Origin of the sequence: Lacrimispora sphenoides JCM 1415 (assembly GCF_900105615.1) — a bacterium.
GTDB lineage: Bacteria > Bacillota > Clostridia > Lachnospirales > Lachnospiraceae > Lacrimispora > Lacrimispora sphenoides.
In genome coordinates, this window is the sequence record NZ_LT630003.1 from 1,631,021 (window position 1) to 1,648,712 (window position 17,692).

The window sequence follows — 17,692 nt, forward strand, 5'->3', positions numbered from 1 at the left end:
TAGGTAATTTTTGAGTTGATTAATCCCCGAAAATATCCTATAATTATGCAAAGTATCATTAAGAATGGTTCGTTGGAGAAAATAAAGCGGCTGCAGTTTTATGCGATCGCTGGTTTTCATTGACAGCTTTATAACAGATAGCTACTAATAAGCTTCATAAACTGCAAATAATAAAAAGGAATGACCATGAGAAAACTAGCATTAAGCGATGAGATTTTATTGAGAATTGAAAAACCGGCCCGCTATATCGGCGGCGAAGTAAATATGGTAAAAAAAGACCTGTCTGCTGTGGACATCCGTTTTGCCATGTGTTTCCCGGATGTTTATGAGATTGGGATGTCCCACTTGGGAATGCAGATTTTATATGATATGTTTAACCGTAGAGAGGATATTTACTGCGAGCGTATTTTTTCCCCCTGGACGGATTTAGACCAGATCATGAGGGAGCAGCATATTCCTCTTTTTGCTTTGGAATCCCAGGATCCTATTAAGGAATTCGATTTTATTGGAATCACCCTTCAATATGAAATGTGCTATACAAACATCCTCCAGGTTCTTGATTTGGGGCAAATTCCCCTTCACTGGGAGGACCGGGCAGAGGAGGATCCTATTATCATCGGCGGAGGCCCGTGTGCCTACAATCCTGAGCCCTTGGCGGAATTCTTTGACATGTTTTATATCGGCGAAGGAGAAACCGTTTATTTTGAACTTATGGACCGTTATAAGGAAAATAAGAAGAAGGGAGGAAGCCGCCGGGAATTTCTGGAGATGGCTTCAGAGATTGATGGTATCTATGTACCGGCTTTTTATGATGTATCCTATCATGAGGATGGCACTATAGAGAGCATGAAGCCCAACAATCCCCACGCAAAGGAAAAGGTAACGAAGCAGCTGGTCGTCACTATGGATGAGGCTTATTACATTGAAAAGCCGGTAGTTCCTTTTATTAAGGTGACTCAGGACCGGGTGGTCTTAGAGGTCATGAGAGGCTGCATCAGGGGCTGCCGTTTCTGTCAGGCCGGTAATGTTTACCGTCCACTAAGGGAACACAGTCTGGAATATTTAAAGGATTACGCCAGCAAGCTCTTAAAGAGCACCGGACATGAAGAAATTTCCCTTAGCTCTTTAAGCTCCAGTGATTACACCCATTTAGAGGGAATTGTGAATTTCCTGATTGATGAATTTAAGGACAAGGGAGTCAATATTTCCCTGCCTTCCCTTCGTATTGACGCTTTTTCCCTTGATGTCATGAGCAAGGTCCAGGATATCAGAAAGAGCAGTTTAACCTTTGCTCCTGAGGCTGGTTCCCAAAGGCTTCGTGACGTAATTAACAAAGGACTGTCAGAAGAGATCATCTTAAAAGGAGCAGGAGAAGCCTTTCAGGGCGGCTGGAACCGGGTAAAGCTTTACTTTATGCTGGGACTTCCAACAGAAACCGTAGAGGATATGGAAGGAATTGCAGAACTGTCGGAAAAGGTGGCGGAAGTCTACTATGATATTCCAAAGGATCAGAGAAACGGAAAGGTCCAGGTAGTAGCAAGTTCTTCCTTCTTTGTTCCAAAGCCATTTACTCCATTCCAGTGGGCGAGAATGTGCACAAAAGAAGAATTTTTAGAAAGAGCTTATATCGTTAAAGATAAATTTAAGAAGATGCTGAATCAAAAGAGCTTAAAATATAATTATCATGAAGCTGACTTGACGGTTCTGGAAGGTGTTTTGGCACGTGGGGACAGAAAAATCTCTTCCCTGATTGAAGAAGTTTATAAAAACGGTGCCTTGTATGATTCCTGGTCCGAACATTTTAAAAATGATATCTGGATGAAAGCTTTTGAGACCTGCGGCCTGGATGCGGATTTCTATACGGTCAGGGAAAGGGATTTAGAGGAAGTGTTCCCCTGGGACTTTATTGATGCAGGCGTATCAAAAGAATTTTTAAAGAGAGAATGGCAGAATGCCATCGATGCGAAAGTTACCCCCAACTGTAGGGAGAGATGTTCCGGCTGTGGGGCTATGAATTTCGAGGGAGGAGTCTGCTATGAAACTGAGAATTAAATTTTCCAAGCAAGGTCCGGTCAAATTCGTAGGTCATCTGGATGTGATGCGTTATTTTCAGAAGGCTATGAGAAGGGCTGGGATTGATATCAAATACAGTGAAGGCTTCAGCCCGCATCAGATCATGTCTTTTGCAGCACCTTTAGGAGTGGGGCTTACCAGCAATGGAGAATACATGGATATTGAAGTGAATTCCATGGAGGATTGCAAAACCATGGTGAGCCAGTTAAATGAAGTAATGGCAGAGGGAATCCAGATCATGGAATGCCATATCCTTGAAGAACGGGCGAAAAATGCCATGTCTCTTGTTGCTGCCGCAGACTATACGCTGACGTTCCGGGACGGAAAGCAGCCAAACGATTTGGTTGCATTTCTAAACGGCCTTTCGGATTTTATGGGACAGGATCATATCTTTATTACCAAAAAAACGAAAAAGGGCGAAAGAGAAATAGATTTAAAAGCTTTTATCTATGAACTCTCGGTTCATGGAGAGACGATCTTCATGAAGATATCTGCCGGAAGCGCAGATAATATAAAGCCAGAGCTGGTGATGGAGGCTTATTATCAGTGGCTTGGACAGACCTGTCCGGAGTTTGCCTTCCAGATTCAGAGAGAAGAGGTTTACGGCAATAAGGTTGACGAAGAACATAGAATGCTTGTGCCTTTGGGGCATATAGGAGAATCCCTTGAATAAGTTAATCATAACAAGATGGAACGGCTCGGTCATCACCCTTCTCCAGTCGGGAAAAGAGACGGTTCAGGTCAACATCGAACCGGAGGAAAACCAGTCTGTTTTGGGTAATATCTATATAGGAAAAGTAAATCATATTGTTAAAAATATCAATGCGGCTTTTGTAGATATTGGAGGGGGACAGATGGGATATTTAAGTCTGTCTGACGCCAATATCCTCTTTGTGGACCAGCGGACTTATAATGGAAAGCTTCGTCAGGGCGATGAAATCATCGTCCAGGTAGAACGGGACGCGGTGAAGACAAAGGCTCCGGTTCTCACTGGAAATTTAAATGTTACCGGCCGGTATTTTGTACTGACCTCCGGAAAGAAACAGATTGGATTTTCAACCAAGATCACGGATCAGGCATGGAAACAGGAGATGAAGTCCTATCTGGAATCCAGGAAGGATGAAGACTTTGGTATGATTGTCCGCACCAATGCCTATAAGGTTCCAAAAGAGGAACTGGAGTCGGAACTGATCCAGTTAATGGATTCTTTTAAAGAGATGCTGGACAATGCAAAGCACAGAACCTGCTACAGCCTTCTTTACAGTTCAGCCCCTTCCTACCTGACCGGCTTAAGAGACAGTCTTAAATCTTCCCTGGAAGCAGTCATTACCGATGAACCAGATATATACGATGCTATAAAAGATTATCTTACCCAGTGCCAGCCGGAAGATCTGGGGCTTCTTACATGGTATGAAGACAATCTGCTTCCTTTAGGAAAGCTTTACCGGATAGAAAAGACTATGGATGAAGCGTTGGGGAAAAGGGTCTGGCTGAAATCAGGGGGTTATCTGGTCATTGAACCTACGGAAGCCCTGGTAGTCATTGATGTAAATACAGGTAAATATTCCGGAAAAAAAGAACTTCGGGAAACGATCAAAAAAGTTAACTTAGAGGCTGCCGAAGAAATCGGGCATCAGCTTCGGCTTCGAAATTTATCCGGTATCATTATTATTGATTTTATTGATATGGAAGCAGAAGAAGACAGACGGATCCTTATGGAACGCCTGGAGGGGATTCTGTCCAAAGATCCGGTTAAAACGACCGTTGTAGAAATGACAAAATTAAATCTGGTGGAAGTGACCAGAAAAAAAATACGAAAGCCTCTTTATGAGCAGGCATTGCAGATGAAGGAGAAGGTTTCACTATGAAAATCATAATCGTGGGTTGCGGTAAGGTAGGTGCAACCCTGGCAGAACAGCTGAACAATGAGCATCATGATATTATGCTTATTGATAAAAGCGCAGATGTCATTAACTCTATTACGGAAAGAATCGATGTCATGGGCGTCGTGGGAAATGGGGCAGTTTATAAAGTACAGATGGAGGCTGGGATTCAGGAGACAGATCTTTTAATTGCCACAACTAATTCCGACGAGCTGAATATGCTATGCTGCCTGATTGCGAAGAAGGCAGGAGACTGTCATACCATTGCCAGGATCCGTAATCCGGAATATCACTCTGAAATCAACTATATCAGGGAAGAGCTTGGACTTTCCCTGGCTATTAATCCGGAGATGGCTGCAGCCATGGAAATCGCCAGGCTGCTCCGGTTTCCGTCTGCAATCAAAATTGATACATTTGCCAAGGGCAGGATTGAAATCTTGAAATTCCTGGTACCTGATCATTCCATCCTCAATAACATGAGGGTGCGGGAGGTCCTGTCAAAGCTTCATTGTAATGTGCTGATCTGTGCCATTGAGCATGGCAGTGAAGTTATCATCCCAAGCGGAGAATCCGTCATGATGGCAGGAGATAAGATATCGTTTATCGCATCACCTGCGGAAGCCAACGAGTTCTTCAAACAGGCAGGGATTGATAACAATACAATTCGGACAGTAATGATGGTTGGCGGCGGAAAGATTACATATTATGTTGCGAAATTGCTGGAAAGTACAAAGATCAACGTAAAAATTCTGGAGCAGAATATGGAGCGCTGCAATGAACTGAGCGAGCTTCTTCCAAAGGCTATGGTCATTCATGGAGATGCTTCTAATCAGGAACTGCTGCTTCAGGAAGGAATCGGTCAGATCGATGCCTTCGCTTCTCTTACCGGCTTTGACGAGGAGAACATCATGCTATCTCTTTATGCAGCAAGCCAGTCCAAGGCAAAACTTATTACAAAAGTAAACCGGATCGCTTTTGAAAATGTCATTGATTCCATGAATTTAGGCAGTGTGATTTATCCCAAACTCATCACGAGTGAGACCATTCTCCAATACGTCCGCGCCATGCAGAATTCCATGGGGAGCAATGTGGAGACCCTCTATAAAATTGTGGCGGACCGTGCGGAAGCTTTGGAATTCCGTGTTGCAAATGAGCCAAGTATCGTAGGGATTCCACTTGAAAAGCTTGAGCTTAAAAATAATCTTCTTGTGGCCTTTATCAACCGGAAGGGACAGTTTATCAGTCCCCGCGGAAAAGACACACTGGAGGAAGGCGACCGGGTGATCGTAGTCACCACGGTGACCGGGCTTAATGACTTAAAGGACATACTAAGGTAGAAAAGGCGAAAAGGCTATGAATAAAAAAGTTATCATCTATCTGATGGGCTGGATTTTAAATATTGAGGCAGTTTTTATGTTGCTGCCTTGCGTCACTGCATTGATCTATAAAGAAACCAGCGGTTATTGGTTTCTGGCAGTTATGGCAGTCTGCGGAGGCATTGGAATTATTTTAACACGCAAAAAGCCTGAAAACATGGTTTTCTTTGCAAAAGAAGGCTTTGTTTCCGTTGCACTAAGCTGGATTGTTTTAAGTTTTTTTGGGGCAATGCCCTTTTATTTAAGTGGGGAGATCCCCAGATTTGAAGATGCCATGTTTGAAGTGATTTCCGGCTTTACGACTACCGGATCCAGTATTTTGACGGATGTGGAATCTCTTTCCCAATGCATGATCATGTGGAGGAGCTTTACCCACTGGATTGGAGGTATGGGAGTTCTGGTATTTATTCTATCCCTCCTGCCTCTTTCTGGCGGTTATAATATGTACATTATGAAGGCAGAAAGCCCTGGCCCTTCCGTAGGAAAACTGGTGCCAAGGGTGCGGTCGACCGCTAAGATCCTTTATACAATCTATTTGTTTATGACGGTGCTGCAGATCATTCTTCTGCTGATAGGAGGTATGCCGCTGTTTGATTCCCTGGCAATCAGCTTCGGAACAGCCGGTACCGGTGGATTTGGAATCAAAAACAGCAGTATGGCTTTTTATGATAGTTACTATCTGCAGGGAGTTGTTACCGTATTTATGATTTTATTCGGTATAAACTTTAATGTGTATCACCTGCTTTTAACCCGCCATCCCAAAGAAGCCTTCCGCTGTGAGGAAGCCAGGGCATATCTTGGAATCATTGCGGCGTCTGTTTTATTTATTACCTTTAATATCCGCGGCAGCTTTGGAAGCCTGTTTTCCGCTTTTCATCATGCGGCCTTTCAGGTGGCCTCGATTATTACCACAACGGGCTATTCCACCGTTGACTTTGATTTATGGCCGGAATTTTCAAAGGGGATCCTGGTTGCACTCATGTTTATCGGTGCATGTGCAGGAAGTACGGGCGGAGGTTTTAAGGTATCAAGAGTCGTTATCCTTTTAAAGGCTGTAAAAAAAGAACTGGGATCCTTGATCCATCCCAGAAGCGTAAAGGTATTAAAGCTGGATGGAAAGCCCATTGAACATAACGTACTCCGGTCCATCAATACATTTTTATGCGCTTACATCGTGATTTTTACGTTCTCCGTTCTGATTGTCAGTCTGGATAACTTTGATTTTGCTACTAATTTCACTGCTGTTGCTGCAACCTTTAATAACATTGGACCAGGACTTGCAGGAGCCGGTCCGCTCCAGAACTTCTCTAAATTTTCTGCTTTGTCTAAATATGTCATGATGTTTGACATGCTTGCGGGACGTTTGGAGGTATTCCCATTGCTATTGATTTTTGCACCTTCTACATGGAAAAACAGTTAAGAAAAGAAAAGGCCGCAGCTATTTTAAGCTCTGCGGCCTTGCTGCGTGGAGAGGGTAATGAAATACTACAGGATTCCCTTTGTGCCTTTTTCCGGAAGACTTTCATTTCTGTTTCCGTTATGATTGCCGCAATAGACTCCTTTCTTTATTGGTGCGAATAAAAAGCCAAGGACGCAGCCAAACAGAAATGCTGACACGATTGAAAGCCGTTTTTCAGGTAAACTCCATTCTCTGTTAAAAAAGTTTCTCATAGTCTGAACTCCTTTCGTTTGCTTATGAAAAATGTTAAGCGCCATAAACCGAACGCTCCTTATACTGATAGCATGTTTATGACAGAAGCTGGTAAATATGTGATTATTTATGCCCAACTGTTTCTATTCGTATCCCCTTGTTTTATCTGATGGCTTCTATTATACTGGACACCAGAAACAAATATGAGGAAAAGCCTTGCTGCAGGCGGAAAAACTGATTATTTTTTATTTAAAAGATATTGACAGAACAGTTTGGGAATGATATATTAATAAAGTATGCCGCACAATGAGGTTAAAAAGTTTCCATTTATTTGGAACACCGCAGTTGGCGAGTAATGATAATAGGAGGTGCCATATGTACGCGATTATTGCAACAGGTGGAAAGCAGTACAAAGTAGCGGAAGGCGATATCATTAAAGTGGAAAAACTTGGTGTTGACGCTGGCGAAGCTGTCACATTTGACCAAGTACTTGTTGTAAACAATGGTGAATTAGCAGTTGGTTGCCCAACCGTAGCAGGTGCTACCGTAACAGGTACAGTTGTGAAGGAAGGCAAGGCTAAGAAGGTTATTGTTTACAAGTATAAGAGAAAATCCGGATACCATAAGAAAAATGGTCACAGACAGTCTTATACTCAGGTTAAGATCGAAAAGATCAATGCTTAATTATGATAAGAGTAACCGTATTGGTTGATTCAGAACAGCATTATGCTGGAATCCAGATGTTAGGACATGCCGGTTTATCTGATGATCATCAGGAAGGACAGGAACTAGTCTGTGCTGCAGTGTCGGCACTTACATTTAATATGACTAACAGCGTGGAACAGTTTACTGAAGATTCCTTTGAAGTGGATCAGGAAGAGAAGTCAGGTGCTTTTCATTTCCGTTTTACATCAAGTATCAGTTCAGGATCACAACTCCTAATGAATTCTTTGGTATTGGGTTTACAAGATATTGAAGAAGAATATGGAGAACCATATATTAAAATCCGATTTAAGGAGGTGTAAGTAATGTTAAGAATGAACCTTCAATTTTTCGCTCATAAAAAGGGTGTTGGTTCTACCAAGAACGGTAGAGATTCCGAGGCTAAGAGATTAGGTGCCAAGAGAGCTGACGGTCAGTTCGTGTTAGCAGGCAATATTCTTTATAGACAGCGTGGAACTCACATTCATCCAGGCATCAACGTAGGCCGTGGCGGTGATGATACATTATTCGCTTTAGTGGATGGCGTTGTAAGATTTGAGAGAAAAGGCAGAGACAAAAAGCAGGTTTCTGTTTATCCAAAAGCAATTAACGAATAATTGGACCGGCTTCATACCTTAGACGTATGGAGCCGTTTTTTAAAATACAGGACCTGCCTGGCTGCCTGTATTCAAAAATTCGCTGCTCATGCTCAATTTAGGGTTGAACCCTTTAAGAAAGGGGCTTAACCCTTTAAAGGAAGGGTTAAACCCTAATTTTAATCGAAAAGAAAGGTAACAGGTGAATGAATGTTTGCCGATAGAGCAAAAATATTTATAAGATCCGGAAAAGGCGGTGACGGTCATGTCAGTTTCCGGAGGGAACTTTATGTTCCGTGCGGCGGTCCTGACGGCGGTGACGGCGGCCGCGGCGGTGATATTATATTTGAAGTAGATGAAGGCCTTAACACATTAAGTGATTTCCGGCAAATTCACAAATATACCGCCCAGGACGGGGAATCAGGCGGAAAACGCCGATGCCATGGAAAAGACGGCGGAAACTTAGTGATCAAGGTTCCGGAAGGCACGGTGCTCAAGGATTTTGAGTCCGGAAAAGTTATTGCCGATATGTCCGGCGAAAATCGCAGGGAAGTTATATTAAAAGGCGGAAAAGGCGGACAGGGGAATATGCATTATGCAACTCCTACCATGCAGGCCCCCAAGTATGCCCAGCCTGGACAGGCTTGCCAGGAACTTTGGGTACAGCTTGAATTAAAGGTGATTGCGGATGTAGGCCTGGTTGGTTTTCCAAACGTAGGAAAATCCACCCTTCTTTCCAGAGTCAGCAATGCAAGGCCTAAAATAGCCAATTACCATTTTACAACCTTAAACCCACATTTGGGCGTTGTAGATATGGATGGGGGAAAGGGCTTTGTTATGGCTGACATTCCAGGGCTTATTGAGGGCGCTTCTGAGGGTGTTGGATTAGGACATGATTTTCTCCGCCATATTGAACGGACAAGAGTCCTGGTTCATGTGGTGGATGCCGCATCTACAGAAGGAAGAGATCCCATTGCGGATATCCATGCCATTAATAAAGAGCTGGAGGCTTATAATCCGGAGTTGATGGAACGTCCTCAGATCATTGCGGCCAATAAGACTGATGCGATCTATGATGACGGTGAAGATCCGGTTGAAAAGCTTAAGGCTGAATTTGAGCCTCAGGGTGTTAAGGTTTATCCTATATCCGCAGTAAGCGGCAAGGGCGTAAAAGAATTGTTATATGCTATTTATGAACTGCTTCAGACCGTGAATTTAAGTCCGATTATATTTGAAAAGGAATTCGATGTTAAGAGCCTGCGTGATGCACTCCTTCCATATTCTGTAGAAGTAACAGAAGATGGAGTTTACGTGGTAGAAGGTCCCCGCATTGAAAAGATGTTAGGCTATACGAATCTGGAATCAGAAAAAGGCTTTACCTTCTTCCAGAAATTCTTAAAAGAAAACGGAATTTTAGATGAGCTGGAACAGGCGGGAATTGAAGAAGGAGATACGGTCCGCATGTATGGTCTTGAATTTGACTATTACAAATAGCAGAGGAGAATAATATGACAAGTAAGCAGAGATCCTATTTAAAGGGATTGGCGATGAATATAGATCCTATCTTCCAGATTGGAAAGTCCAGCCTCACACCTGAGATCACCAATGGAGTTGCAGAGGCACTGGAAGCCAGAGAGTTAATAAAGATTACGGTACTAAAGAATTGCCTGGATGATGGAAGCAGTATTGCTGCAGTATTATCAGAGAGAACTCACTCCGAGGTCGTTCAGGTGATCGGAAGAAAGATTATCCTTTATAAGCAGGCGAAAGAGGAAAATAAGAGGAAGATTGTGCTTCCAAAATAATCCTGTTTCATTTTTGGGTCAGGGAGTCAAAGATTATGGGTAGAATAGGCATTATGGGCGGTACGTTTGATCCAATCCACAATGGACATTTAATGATTGGCGGGCAGGCATATAAGGAATATGGCTTAAAAGAAGTCTGGTATATGCCTTCCGGACATCCGCCTCATAAAAAGAATCGTAATGTGTCAGATCCGGCTACCCGTCTTGCCATGACAGAACTTGCCGTGAAAGATCATGAAGGCTTTGTCTGTTCGGATTTTGAAGTAAGGCGAACCGGAAACACGTATACGGCGCAGACGTTAAGATTGCTGCGCGAAGAATACCCGGAGCATTCCTTTTATTTCATCATTGGAGCTGATTCTTTATATGAGATTGAGAATTGGTATGAGCCGGACCAGGTGTTGGCTCAGGCAGTCATATTGGCTGCCCGGCGGGAATATGAGGAAGCGGACCGTTCCATGGACAAGCAGATCGCTTATCTGGCCTCTAAGTATGGCGCGGATATACGCACACTTCACTGCGGGGAAATGGATATCTCTTCTGCAGAGTTACGCCGCATGATTGCCAGGGGGCAGTCTATATCAGACTATGTATCGCGGGAGGTCATCGAATTTATCGAAGCCCACGGTTTATATCAGGAGTTGGAACCATGAAAGATCTGATCTTAGAGTTGAGAAATGATTTAAAGGGGAGATTAACTCCTTCCAGGTTTGAGCATACGATCAGTGTATCATTTATTTGCACCGCATTGGCTATGCGCTATGGATGTGATTTAAATAAAGCGGAGCTGGCCGGCCTGCTTCATGATTGTGCTAAGCCTTATGGAGATGAAGATATTATCAGAAAATGCAGGAAACAAGATCTTCCATTAACTGATGACGAACTGGGGGCCCCGGTCGTGCTCCATGCGAAATATGGGGCATGGCTTGCAGAGCATAAATACCGTATCAATGACGAAGAGATCATAAACGCGATCCGATGGCATACCACCGGCAGAGCGGAGATGTCTATACTGGAAAAAATCGTTTTTACGGCGGATTATATTGAACCCAGACGTGACAGAGCGGTGAATCTGGCTCTTGTGCGGTCTGTAGCATTTGTGGACTTAGATGAGTGTGTTTATCAGATCCTTAAGGAAACCTTGGATTATCTGGAAGGAAGAGGCAGTTTTGTGGACTCTATGTCAAAGCAGGCATATGCTTATTATAAGCAGGTTCACGAAGAAAAGAAGGGAGAACAAGGATGAATCAGTCAGTTGAGATGGTAAAAACCGCTTATGCGGCTTTATCAGATAAAAAAGGAGAAGATATCAGAATTATTGATATCTGCAAAGTATCCGTAATGGCAGATTATTTTATTATTGCCAGCGGTAACAATGCAAATCAGGTACAGGCTATGGTTGACAATGTAGAGGAAGAACTTGGAAAAAAGGGATTTGTCTGCAAACAGATAGAAGGCTATCAGTCTGCTAACTGGATACTCATGGATTACGGTGATATCATTGTCCATGTATTTGATCGTGAAAATCGTTTGTTCTATGATCTGGAAAGAATCTGGAGAGATGGAAAGAAAATTGAGGCTGACGAATTGGAAGCTTTAGCATAAGAACGGAATTTAATTAGGTAAAACGGCTTAACAGAATCTGTGAGCCGTTTTTTTTATTACAGTTTTCATTGCAGCTCTAAAGAAGTGTGAAATTGCTAATATTTATGCTAAATCAGTTTTGTCTTATTTTATGTTTTATTTTATGTCTTGTTACAAGTCTTGTAATGATTGGATTGATGAATGTAATTGATTAATCAATATTTTAGTCAGCCAAAGGTTTACATAAAAACATTATGTAAACCTTTGGCTGGAATCACGTTTCTCAAATAAAAATATCAATGTATTCCCAAACGGAACAAACCGATTACCTTGCCCAGGATCTCTACATTGTCTACAATAATCGGATCCATGGAATCATTCTCTGGCTGCAGGCGGTAATGTCCTTTTTCTTTAAAAAACCGTTTTACAGTTGCGGAATCATCCACCAATGCCACCACAATTTCTCCGTTATGGGCTGTCGGGCAGTGTTCAACAATAATCTGATCACCCTCAAGTATGCCTGCATTGATCATGCTGTTTCCCTTAACTTTTAACATGAAGGTCTCGGCGTTTGGGAGAATATCAGCTGGTATGGGATAATAATTCTCAATGTTTTCCTCAGCATAAAGAGGCTGTCCGGCCGCTACGGTACCAAGAAGCGGAACGTTTACAACTTCCCTGCGTGTCAGCTGAAAGCAATCGTCTATGATCTCAATGGTTCTGGGCTTGGTTGGGTCTCTTCTTATGTATCCTTTTTCTTCAAGCGTCTCCAGGTGAGAGTGTACGGATGATGTTGATTTTAAACAGACCGCTTCGCAAATTTCCCTGACTGCCGGTGGATAACCCTTCTTTAAAATTGTTTCTTTTATATATTCCAAAATTTCTTTCTGTTTTGGGGTAATTCTCTCTTGCGCCATAATACGGCCTCCTCAATCCTTATTCATTAAGACTATAGTAACATATGTTCGATAAAAATGCAAACCTTTGTTCGAAAAAATGCAAAATCAATTGACAAACATATGTTCGCAGTGATATGATAATGACAGAAAAAGAACCTATGTTCTGTTTGGGATTGTTTTAAAGGAGGTATGCATATGATGAAGCAATTAATTGCACTATCATTGGTCGTTTTACTTGGTTCTCATTTTTTTGGCAATTCTTTAATGAATGCCCTTGCCGGAGAGACGGAAATTCCGGCATTGGAGAAGTATTATACAAGCATTGAGATCCAAAAAGGGGACAGCTTATGGAGCATTGCCGGAACGTATCTGGAGAACAGCGGTATGACCACTGCCCAATATGTAAAAGAATTAAAGAATATTAACGGATTAAAAGAAGATACCATACACAGCGGACAGTATCTGACTGTCGTATACTTTGCATCTGATTCAAGAGTGAGATAAATAGAAAAACCAGACTGCCGCTATTTTTAAATCCATTGATTTTATTGGAATTATATCTTAGAATAATAGAAGGGGCGTCTCTTAAAGAGGCGTTAAACAGGTATTATTAGGTTCAGAATTATTCTTATAGTCAAAGGATTAAAAATAATTATGAAGATAACTTTTGGAATATTAGCCCATGTAGATGCTGGAAAAACCACCTTTTCGGAGCAGGTTTTATATAGAGAAGGGGTAATCAGGGCTCTGGGCCGTGTAGATGCTAAAAACGCATGTATGGATCATGATATTATCGAAAGGGCGAGGGGAATAACCATATTTTCGGATATGGCCTGCTTTACCCATGACGATAATACCTATTATCTGATTGATACGCCTGGCCATACAGACTTTTCTGGTGAGATGGAACGGGCCCTGGAGGTAATGGACTATGCAGTTCTTATGATTAACGGTACGGACGGTATTCAGGGACACACAGAGGCCATCTGGAACCTGCTGGAGCGTTATCATATTCCTGTTTTTTTATTCATTAATAAACTTGATGTAATCTCTGCATCTTATGAAAGGGTTTTAACTGAGATTCGAGAGCGTTTTTCCGGTAATATCCTGGATTTTCAAGACATTACCCTTAAGAAGGGAAATGAGGTTGCCCTGACAGACGATTTCATTGAGAATGTATCTGAATGGGATGAAACATTACTGGATAAATGGTTGAATGGAAGTATTACTTTTGAAGATTTAAGGCCTGCCGTAGTTTCTCAGATTAAAAACCGGAAGCTATTCCCCTGTTTTGGCGGCAGCGCTTTAAACGGAGAGGGGATAGAAGCATTTTTTAATATCTTTTATAATTATTCAGAAACTTCCTATCCGGTATCAGTTCCATTTAGAGGGAGAGTGTTTAAGATCCGTTATGACGGGCATGGAGAGCGAATGACGTATATGAAGATATTAAGCGGCATTCTCAATGTCCGGGATTCCTTATCAACGGATGAGAAGGTTCATCAGATAAGGATATTTCAGGGAGAACGTTTTACGGCGCTTCAGACGGCCTCTGCAGGAGATGTGGTGGCTGTTACCGGGCTTCGGACTACCAGGGCAGGCCAGGGGCTTGGGGAGTGCTATGATACGGTAGTTCCGACACTTCAACCAACCCTACAGGCAAGAGTTCTGTACTCGTCTGAGATACCCGACCGGGCAATCTTACAGATGTTTCACATATTAGAGGAAGAAGAGCCTGGGCTAAGTGTGGTATGGGAAGAGTCTTTGCGGCAGTTAAAAGTGAATATCATGGGTAAAATTCAGCTTGAGGTTCTGGAACAGGTTGTGTTAGAAAGGTTTCAGACAAAGATAACCTTTGGGCAGCCAGAGATCATCTATATGGAAACCGTAGAGGAACCGGTAACAGGATATGGACATTTTGAACCTCTTCGCCATTATGCAGAAGTAGCATTAAGGTTAGAGCCCGGTGAGAGAGGGAAGGGGATTACATTTGAGAGTCAATGTCATGTAGACAGGCTTGGGATCAATTATCAGAATCTGGTACGTACCCATGTGTTTGAAACCATTCATAAAGGAGTTTTAACCGGATTAGAACTGACGGATATTAAGGTTATCCTGGTTGATGGGATTTCTCATATTAAGCATACTGAGGGCGGGGATTTCCGTGAGGCAGTATATCGAGCGATTCGCCAGGGTCTTATGAAGGCCCATAATCTAATACTGGAGCCTTATTACAGCTTTACGATCTTAATTCCAGATCCACTAGCTGGAAGGGTATTAAATGACATCACAAAATATTCCGGCCGGTTTGAAGCTCCGGTTCCGGATGGAAGAGGAAAAACTGTAATAAGAGGTCAGGGTCCTGTTGCTTCATTTATGAATTACGGGGAAGAGCTGATGATAATGTCCGGAGGCAAGGGAAATATATCTATGGTGTTTTCTCATTATGATAGATGTCATAATGAAACCCAGGTTATTGATCATTATCAATATAACCCAAATGAGGATATTAATAATCCTTCTTGTTCTGTATTCTGCCAAAAGGGAACTTCGTTTGTAGTTAATTGGGATCATGCAGAAGAATATATGCATACTCTTAAGTAATTGTTGCTTATTAATTTTATTCTTAGTTTGAGTTTATGGATTGATAAAGATTATGAAGTCTGAAAAAAGCCACATAAAGAAAAGCGGCAATAAATTGTTTGCTGCTTCAGGCTGTCAACATTCGATATGTTGATAGCTTTTTTATATCTTTCAATAACAACGAGCTATGTTATAATGAACATTAGTAGGATAGGAAGAAAATAATTAATAAGATCAAAGGAGATATTATATGATTACATATAAAAAGGTGGATAAGACATATTTCGCACAATATGACTTAATTCCTATGCGTGTTCATGTTTCCAGTTATTATAAAATAGATAAAATTAATCGTGGGTTAGATGGTATTAATCTTGTCGAAACCCCTATAGAACCATATTTAAAAGACTTTTGTACCGGCGAAGACGAAACTGTAATGTGCTGGGAAAGACAATGGGATATTTCAAAATGGGCTTTTTTTATGGCTTTTGATGGTGATAAGCCAATAGGAGCAGCAACTATTGTATCACGAACAAAAGGAATAAATATGCTTTCAAATAGGGATGACCTTGCAGTATTATGGGATATTCGTGTGGCTGATGCATACAAGCAGCAAAAAGTTGGTCAAACATTATTTGACATGGCTGCAAATTGGTGTCGCAGTCAAGGATTTGTACAGATGAAAATAGAATGTCAGAACAATAATGTTCCTGCCTGTAAATTTTATCATAAGCAAGGAGCAACTCTTAGTGTGATTGATGAGTATGCGTATTATAATGAACCTGAATCTAGGCATGAGACTCAGTTTATTTGGTTATTAAATTTATAAATAATCCTAAACAGTATTATACCATCTTTGCCTTATGTTCTGTTTGTTAAAACAGAAGATGCATTGTATAATAAGTTTAATATGATATTATGACGGGGGAAGAGTACATATGGTCAAATTAGAAGAAGTCTTTGGAGTCAGTAGAAAACCTGTGCTAAGCTATATTGAACGCCAGGAAGTTGATGGCGCATTTGAGAACGCATTAAGATCGGATAAACAAATAATAGTTTATGGTGCATCAAAACAAGGAAAAACTGCTTTGGTCAGTAAATATTTGCCATATGGCGAATGCTTAGCTGTTAGCTGCAGTCCTAAAAGTCAAGTTTCAGATATTTATAAATCGATTCTTAGAAAGCTTGGTATCGAAATATTAACCGATAAGCAGAAGAGTAAGAGCGGAGATGTTGAAATTGGAGCTGTAGCAAAAATTAAATCAAAATTACCATTTTTAGCAGCTGCGGAGGTCGAAGGGTCTGCAAAAGTTAATGCATCAGCTGAACAGCAGCTTAATTATCGATCAATAGAGTTTAACCTGGAGCTGCCGCAAGACATTTTTGACTTGTATAAACAAGCTAATTCTGATAAATTTGTAATACTTGAAAATTTTCATTATCTTTCTAGTGATGTTCAAAAGCAATTAGCGTTTGATTTGCGCACTTTTCAAGAGCTAGGATTAAGATTTATAATTTTAGGTGTATGGAAAGAGAAAAACAGGCTTATTCAATTTAATGGTGATTTACAAGATAGGATTGCAGAAATACCTGTTGAGCCGTGGGATAACACAGAATTTATTAGCGTGGCAAAAAAGGGAGCAGAAGAGCTTAATGTTGAAATTTCAGATGAAATATTACTAAGACTCTGCGAGGAATCGATGGGAAGCATAGGAGTTGTTCAGGAGTTATTAAAACTATTATGCTTGGAAAATGGTATATTACAAAAGCAAGGACTTAGAAAACATATTGTTGACCAGATAACTCTTGATCATGCTATTACAGCAAAATGTGATGATTATTCTTCAAGACATGTTCGTGCACTGGAAGATATTGCGAAAGGGCAGAGTGATGTGAAAGATAAGGAGAAAAAGCCTCTTTTCTTGCCATACTACTTTGTTATTGCAATTTTAAGTATGGATTTTTCAACTATATTAATGGGTGTGCCACGTAAAAAGATAGAAGAAATAATTAAAAGCCGTCATCACAGAAGTGCCGATATAAGGCCAAGTGATATTGGGTATCTATTGAGTAGTTTGGCAAAATTGCAAACAGCGAAGAAAATTCAGCCACCATTATTTGATTATGATATTTCTCAACGTACTATTAATATAATTGATTCAACATTTTATTTCTTTTTAAAACACTGTGATAGAGGGGAAATAATAGAAAATATTGAAAATCCATTAGAATAAGTTAATGGTTTTTAATATTGTGCAAAGAACTTGAGTTTCTCGAACTGCATCTTTATATTCTTTTAATCTTTTCATCAGGAAAAATATGTTATACAAATCGAAAACTTGACAATTGTCAGATTTATACTATACTATTAATTATATGTTATTTAAAACTCTATGTGATTTTTTAAATAATAAATAAAATAAGTTTGTATTAAAGAAATAAATTCAAATTTAAATCTACGATAACTTATTTAAAATACATTTTCTTTGAGAAGTTTATTTTCTTTTGACAATTTATATTTTGTTATGTTAAATCACATT

General features: G+C 40.9%; 19 protein-coding genes. 17 read left to right on the forward strand and 2 right to left on the reverse strand.

Features of this window, described 5'->3' with window-relative positions; all coding sequences use genetic code 11:
- Nucleotides 1-186: 186 nt before the first annotated feature.
- Genes BMX69_RS07275 through BMX69_RS07295 form a run of 5 tightly spaced genes read left to right on the forward strand, consistent with a single transcriptional unit; the run spans nt 187 to nt 6,752 of the window.
- Nucleotides 187-2,052 carry a TIGR03960 family B12-binding radical SAM protein gene (locus tag BMX69_RS07275; protein ID WP_100041984.1) on the forward strand — a complete coding sequence of 622 codons (1,866 nt, stop codon included), beginning with the start codon at nt 187-189 and terminating at the stop codon, nt 2,050-2,052.
- Nucleotides 2,036-2,746, forward strand: a complete 711-nt coding sequence (locus BMX69_RS07280) for a TIGR03936 family radical SAM-associated protein (RefSeq protein ID WP_054791231.1) — start codon at nt 2,036-2,038, stop codon at nt 2,744-2,746. Before BMX69_RS07275 ends, BMX69_RS07280 begins: the two co-directional genes overlap by 17 nt.
- The gene (locus BMX69_RS07285; protein WP_100041985.1) at nt 2,739-3,941 is read left to right on the forward strand and encodes a ribonuclease E/G; all 1,203 of its coding nucleotides are present in this window, start codon (nt 2,739-2,741) and stop codon (nt 3,939-3,941) included. Before BMX69_RS07280 ends, BMX69_RS07285 begins: the two co-directional genes overlap by 8 nt.
- Nucleotides 3,938-5,293, forward strand: a complete 1,356-nt coding sequence (gene trkA / locus BMX69_RS07290) for a Trk system potassium transporter TrkA (RefSeq protein WP_054791230.1) — start codon at nt 3,938-3,940, stop codon at nt 5,291-5,293. The genes BMX69_RS07285 and trkA overlap by 4 nt, the downstream gene beginning before the upstream one ends.
- A 16-nt stretch (nt 5,294-5,309) precedes the next feature.
- Complete coding sequence (locus BMX69_RS07295; protein WP_054791229.1) at nt 5,310-6,752, forward strand: TrkH family potassium uptake protein; 1,443 nt, start codon at nt 5,310-5,312, stop codon at nt 6,750-6,752.
- 65 nt (nt 6,753-6,817) lie between these two features.
- Here BMX69_RS07295 and BMX69_RS07300 read toward each other — a convergent pair whose 3' ends face one another.
- Nucleotides 6,818-7,003, reverse strand: coding sequence for a hypothetical protein (locus BMX69_RS07300; protein ID WP_092249624.1), 186 nt, complete (start codon nt 7,001-7,003; stop codon nt 6,818-6,820).
- A 355-nt stretch (nt 7,004-7,358) separates the two neighbouring features.
- Between BMX69_RS07300 and rplU the strand changes: the two genes are divergently transcribed.
- From rplU to rsfS, 8 genes are all read left to right on the forward strand, one after another.
- On the forward strand, nt 7,359-7,667 hold the full coding sequence (gene rplU / locus BMX69_RS07305; protein ID WP_025233053.1) for a 50S ribosomal protein L21: 309 nt from the start codon (nt 7,359-7,361) through the stop codon (nt 7,665-7,667).
- Between the two features lie 2 nt (nt 7,668-7,669).
- Nucleotides 7,670-8,008 (forward strand): ribosomal-processing cysteine protease Prp, encoded by a 339-nt coding sequence (locus BMX69_RS07310; RefSeq protein ID WP_025233054.1) that lies wholly within the window; start codon nt 7,670-7,672, stop codon nt 8,006-8,008.
- A gap of 3 nt (nt 8,009-8,011) precedes the next feature.
- A complete protein-coding gene (gene rpmA, locus BMX69_RS07315) occupies nt 8,012-8,302 on the forward strand; it encodes a 50S ribosomal protein L27 (RefSeq protein ID WP_025233055.1) in 291 nt (96 codons plus the stop codon).
- A gap of 189 nt (nt 8,303-8,491) precedes the next feature.
- The gene (gene obgE / locus BMX69_RS07320) at nt 8,492-9,775 is read left to right on the forward strand and encodes a GTPase ObgE (protein ID WP_054791228.1); all 1,284 of its coding nucleotides are present in this window, start codon (nt 8,492-8,494) and stop codon (nt 9,773-9,775) included.
- A gap of 14 nt (nt 9,776-9,789) precedes the next feature.
- On the forward strand, nt 9,790-10,086 hold the full coding sequence (gene yhbY, locus BMX69_RS07325) for a ribosome assembly RNA-binding protein YhbY (RefSeq protein ID WP_054791227.1): 297 nt from the start codon (nt 9,790-9,792) through the stop codon (nt 10,084-10,086).
- A 35-nt stretch (nt 10,087-10,121) separates the two neighbouring features.
- Nucleotides 10,122-10,739, forward strand: a complete 618-nt coding sequence (gene nadD / locus BMX69_RS07330) for a nicotinate-nucleotide adenylyltransferase (RefSeq protein WP_054791226.1) — start codon at nt 10,122-10,124, stop codon at nt 10,737-10,739.
- Nucleotides 10,736-11,332 (forward strand): bis(5'-nucleosyl)-tetraphosphatase (symmetrical) YqeK, encoded by a 597-nt coding sequence (gene yqeK / locus BMX69_RS07335; protein WP_092249636.1) that lies wholly within the window; start codon nt 10,736-10,738, stop codon nt 11,330-11,332. Before nadD ends, yqeK begins: the two co-directional genes overlap by 4 nt.
- The gene (gene rsfS / locus BMX69_RS07340) at nt 11,329-11,691 is read left to right on the forward strand and encodes a ribosome silencing factor (protein WP_100041986.1); all 363 of its coding nucleotides are present in this window, start codon (nt 11,329-11,331) and stop codon (nt 11,689-11,691) included. Before yqeK ends, rsfS begins: the two co-directional genes overlap by 4 nt.
- Nucleotides 11,692-11,966: 275 nt before the next feature.
- Here rsfS and lexA read toward each other — a convergent pair whose 3' ends face one another.
- Nucleotides 11,967-12,587 (reverse strand): transcriptional repressor LexA, encoded by a 621-nt coding sequence (gene lexA / locus BMX69_RS07345; RefSeq protein WP_025233061.1) that lies wholly within the window; start codon nt 12,585-12,587, stop codon nt 11,967-11,969.
- Nucleotides 12,588-12,764: 177 nt separating this feature from the next.
- Here lexA and BMX69_RS07350 point away from each other — a divergent pair, with 177 nt between their 5' ends.
- The 4 genes from BMX69_RS07350 (at nt 12,765) to BMX69_RS07365 (ending at nt 17,386) form a co-directional block, all read left to right on the forward strand.
- A complete protein-coding gene (locus BMX69_RS07350) occupies nt 12,765-13,073 on the forward strand; it encodes a LysM peptidoglycan-binding domain-containing protein (protein ID WP_025233062.1) in 309 nt (102 codons plus the stop codon).
- A 150-nt stretch (nt 13,074-13,223) separates the two neighbouring features.
- A complete protein-coding gene (locus tag BMX69_RS07355; RefSeq protein ID WP_100041987.1) occupies nt 13,224-15,173 on the forward strand; it encodes a GTP-binding protein in 1,950 nt (649 codons plus the stop codon).
- 229 nt (nt 15,174-15,402) lie between these two features.
- Nucleotides 15,403-15,981, forward strand: a complete 579-nt coding sequence (locus BMX69_RS07360; RefSeq protein WP_100041988.1) for a GNAT family N-acetyltransferase — start codon at nt 15,403-15,405, stop codon at nt 15,979-15,981.
- Between the two features lie 109 nt (nt 15,982-16,090).
- Complete coding sequence (locus BMX69_RS07365; RefSeq protein WP_054791223.1) at nt 16,091-17,386, forward strand: hypothetical protein; 1,296 nt, start codon at nt 16,091-16,093, stop codon at nt 17,384-17,386.
- Nucleotides 17,387-17,692: the final 306 nt, after the last annotated feature.

Coding starts and splice junctions, on each gene's coding strand:
- BMX69_RS07275 (WP_100041984.1), top strand. CDS start 187: ATGAGAAAACTAGCATTAAGCGATGAGATTTTATTGAGAATTGAAAAA.
- rsfS (WP_100041986.1), top strand. CDS start 11,329: ATGAATCAGTCAGTTGAGATGGTAAAAACCGCTTATGCGGCTTTATCA.
- trkA (WP_054791230.1), top strand. CDS start 3,938: ATGAAAATCATAATCGTGGGTTGCGGTAAGGTAGGTGCAACCCTGGCA.
- obgE (WP_054791228.1), top strand. CDS start 8,492: ATGTTTGCCGATAGAGCAAAAATATTTATAAGATCCGGAAAAGGCGGT.
- BMX69_RS07280 (WP_054791231.1), top strand. CDS start 2,036: ATGAAACTGAGAATTAAATTTTCCAAGCAAGGTCCGGTCAAATTCGTA.
- rpmA (WP_025233055.1), top strand. CDS start 8,012: ATGTTAAGAATGAACCTTCAATTTTTCGCTCATAAAAAGGGTGTTGGT.
- BMX69_RS07350 (WP_025233062.1), top strand. CDS start 12,765: ATGATGAAGCAATTAATTGCACTATCATTGGTCGTTTTACTTGGTTCT.
- BMX69_RS07310 (WP_025233054.1), top strand. CDS start 7,670: ATGATAAGAGTAACCGTATTGGTTGATTCAGAACAGCATTATGCTGGA.
- lexA (WP_025233061.1), bottom strand. CDS start 12,587: ATGGCGCAAGAGAGAATTACCCCAAAACAGAAAGAAATTTTGGAATAT.
- rplU (WP_025233053.1), top strand. CDS start 7,359: ATGTACGCGATTATTGCAACAGGTGGAAAGCAGTACAAAGTAGCGGAA.
- yqeK (WP_092249636.1), top strand. CDS start 10,736: ATGAAAGATCTGATCTTAGAGTTGAGAAATGATTTAAAGGGGAGATTA.
- BMX69_RS07365 (WP_054791223.1), top strand. CDS start 16,091: ATGGTCAAATTAGAAGAAGTCTTTGGAGTCAGTAGAAAACCTGTGCTA.
- BMX69_RS07295 (WP_054791229.1), top strand. CDS start 5,310: ATGAATAAAAAAGTTATCATCTATCTGATGGGCTGGATTTTAAATATT.
- yhbY (WP_054791227.1), top strand. CDS start 9,790: ATGACAAGTAAGCAGAGATCCTATTTAAAGGGATTGGCGATGAATATA.
- BMX69_RS07300 (WP_092249624.1), bottom strand. CDS start 7,003: ATGAGAAACTTTTTTAACAGAGAATGGAGTTTACCTGAAAAACGGCTT.
- BMX69_RS07360 (WP_100041988.1), top strand. CDS start 15,403: ATGATTACATATAAAAAGGTGGATAAGACATATTTCGCACAATATGAC.
- nadD (WP_054791226.1), top strand. CDS start 10,122: ATGGGTAGAATAGGCATTATGGGCGGTACGTTTGATCCAATCCACAAT.
- BMX69_RS07355 (WP_100041987.1), top strand. CDS start 13,224: ATGAAGATAACTTTTGGAATATTAGCCCATGTAGATGCTGGAAAAACC.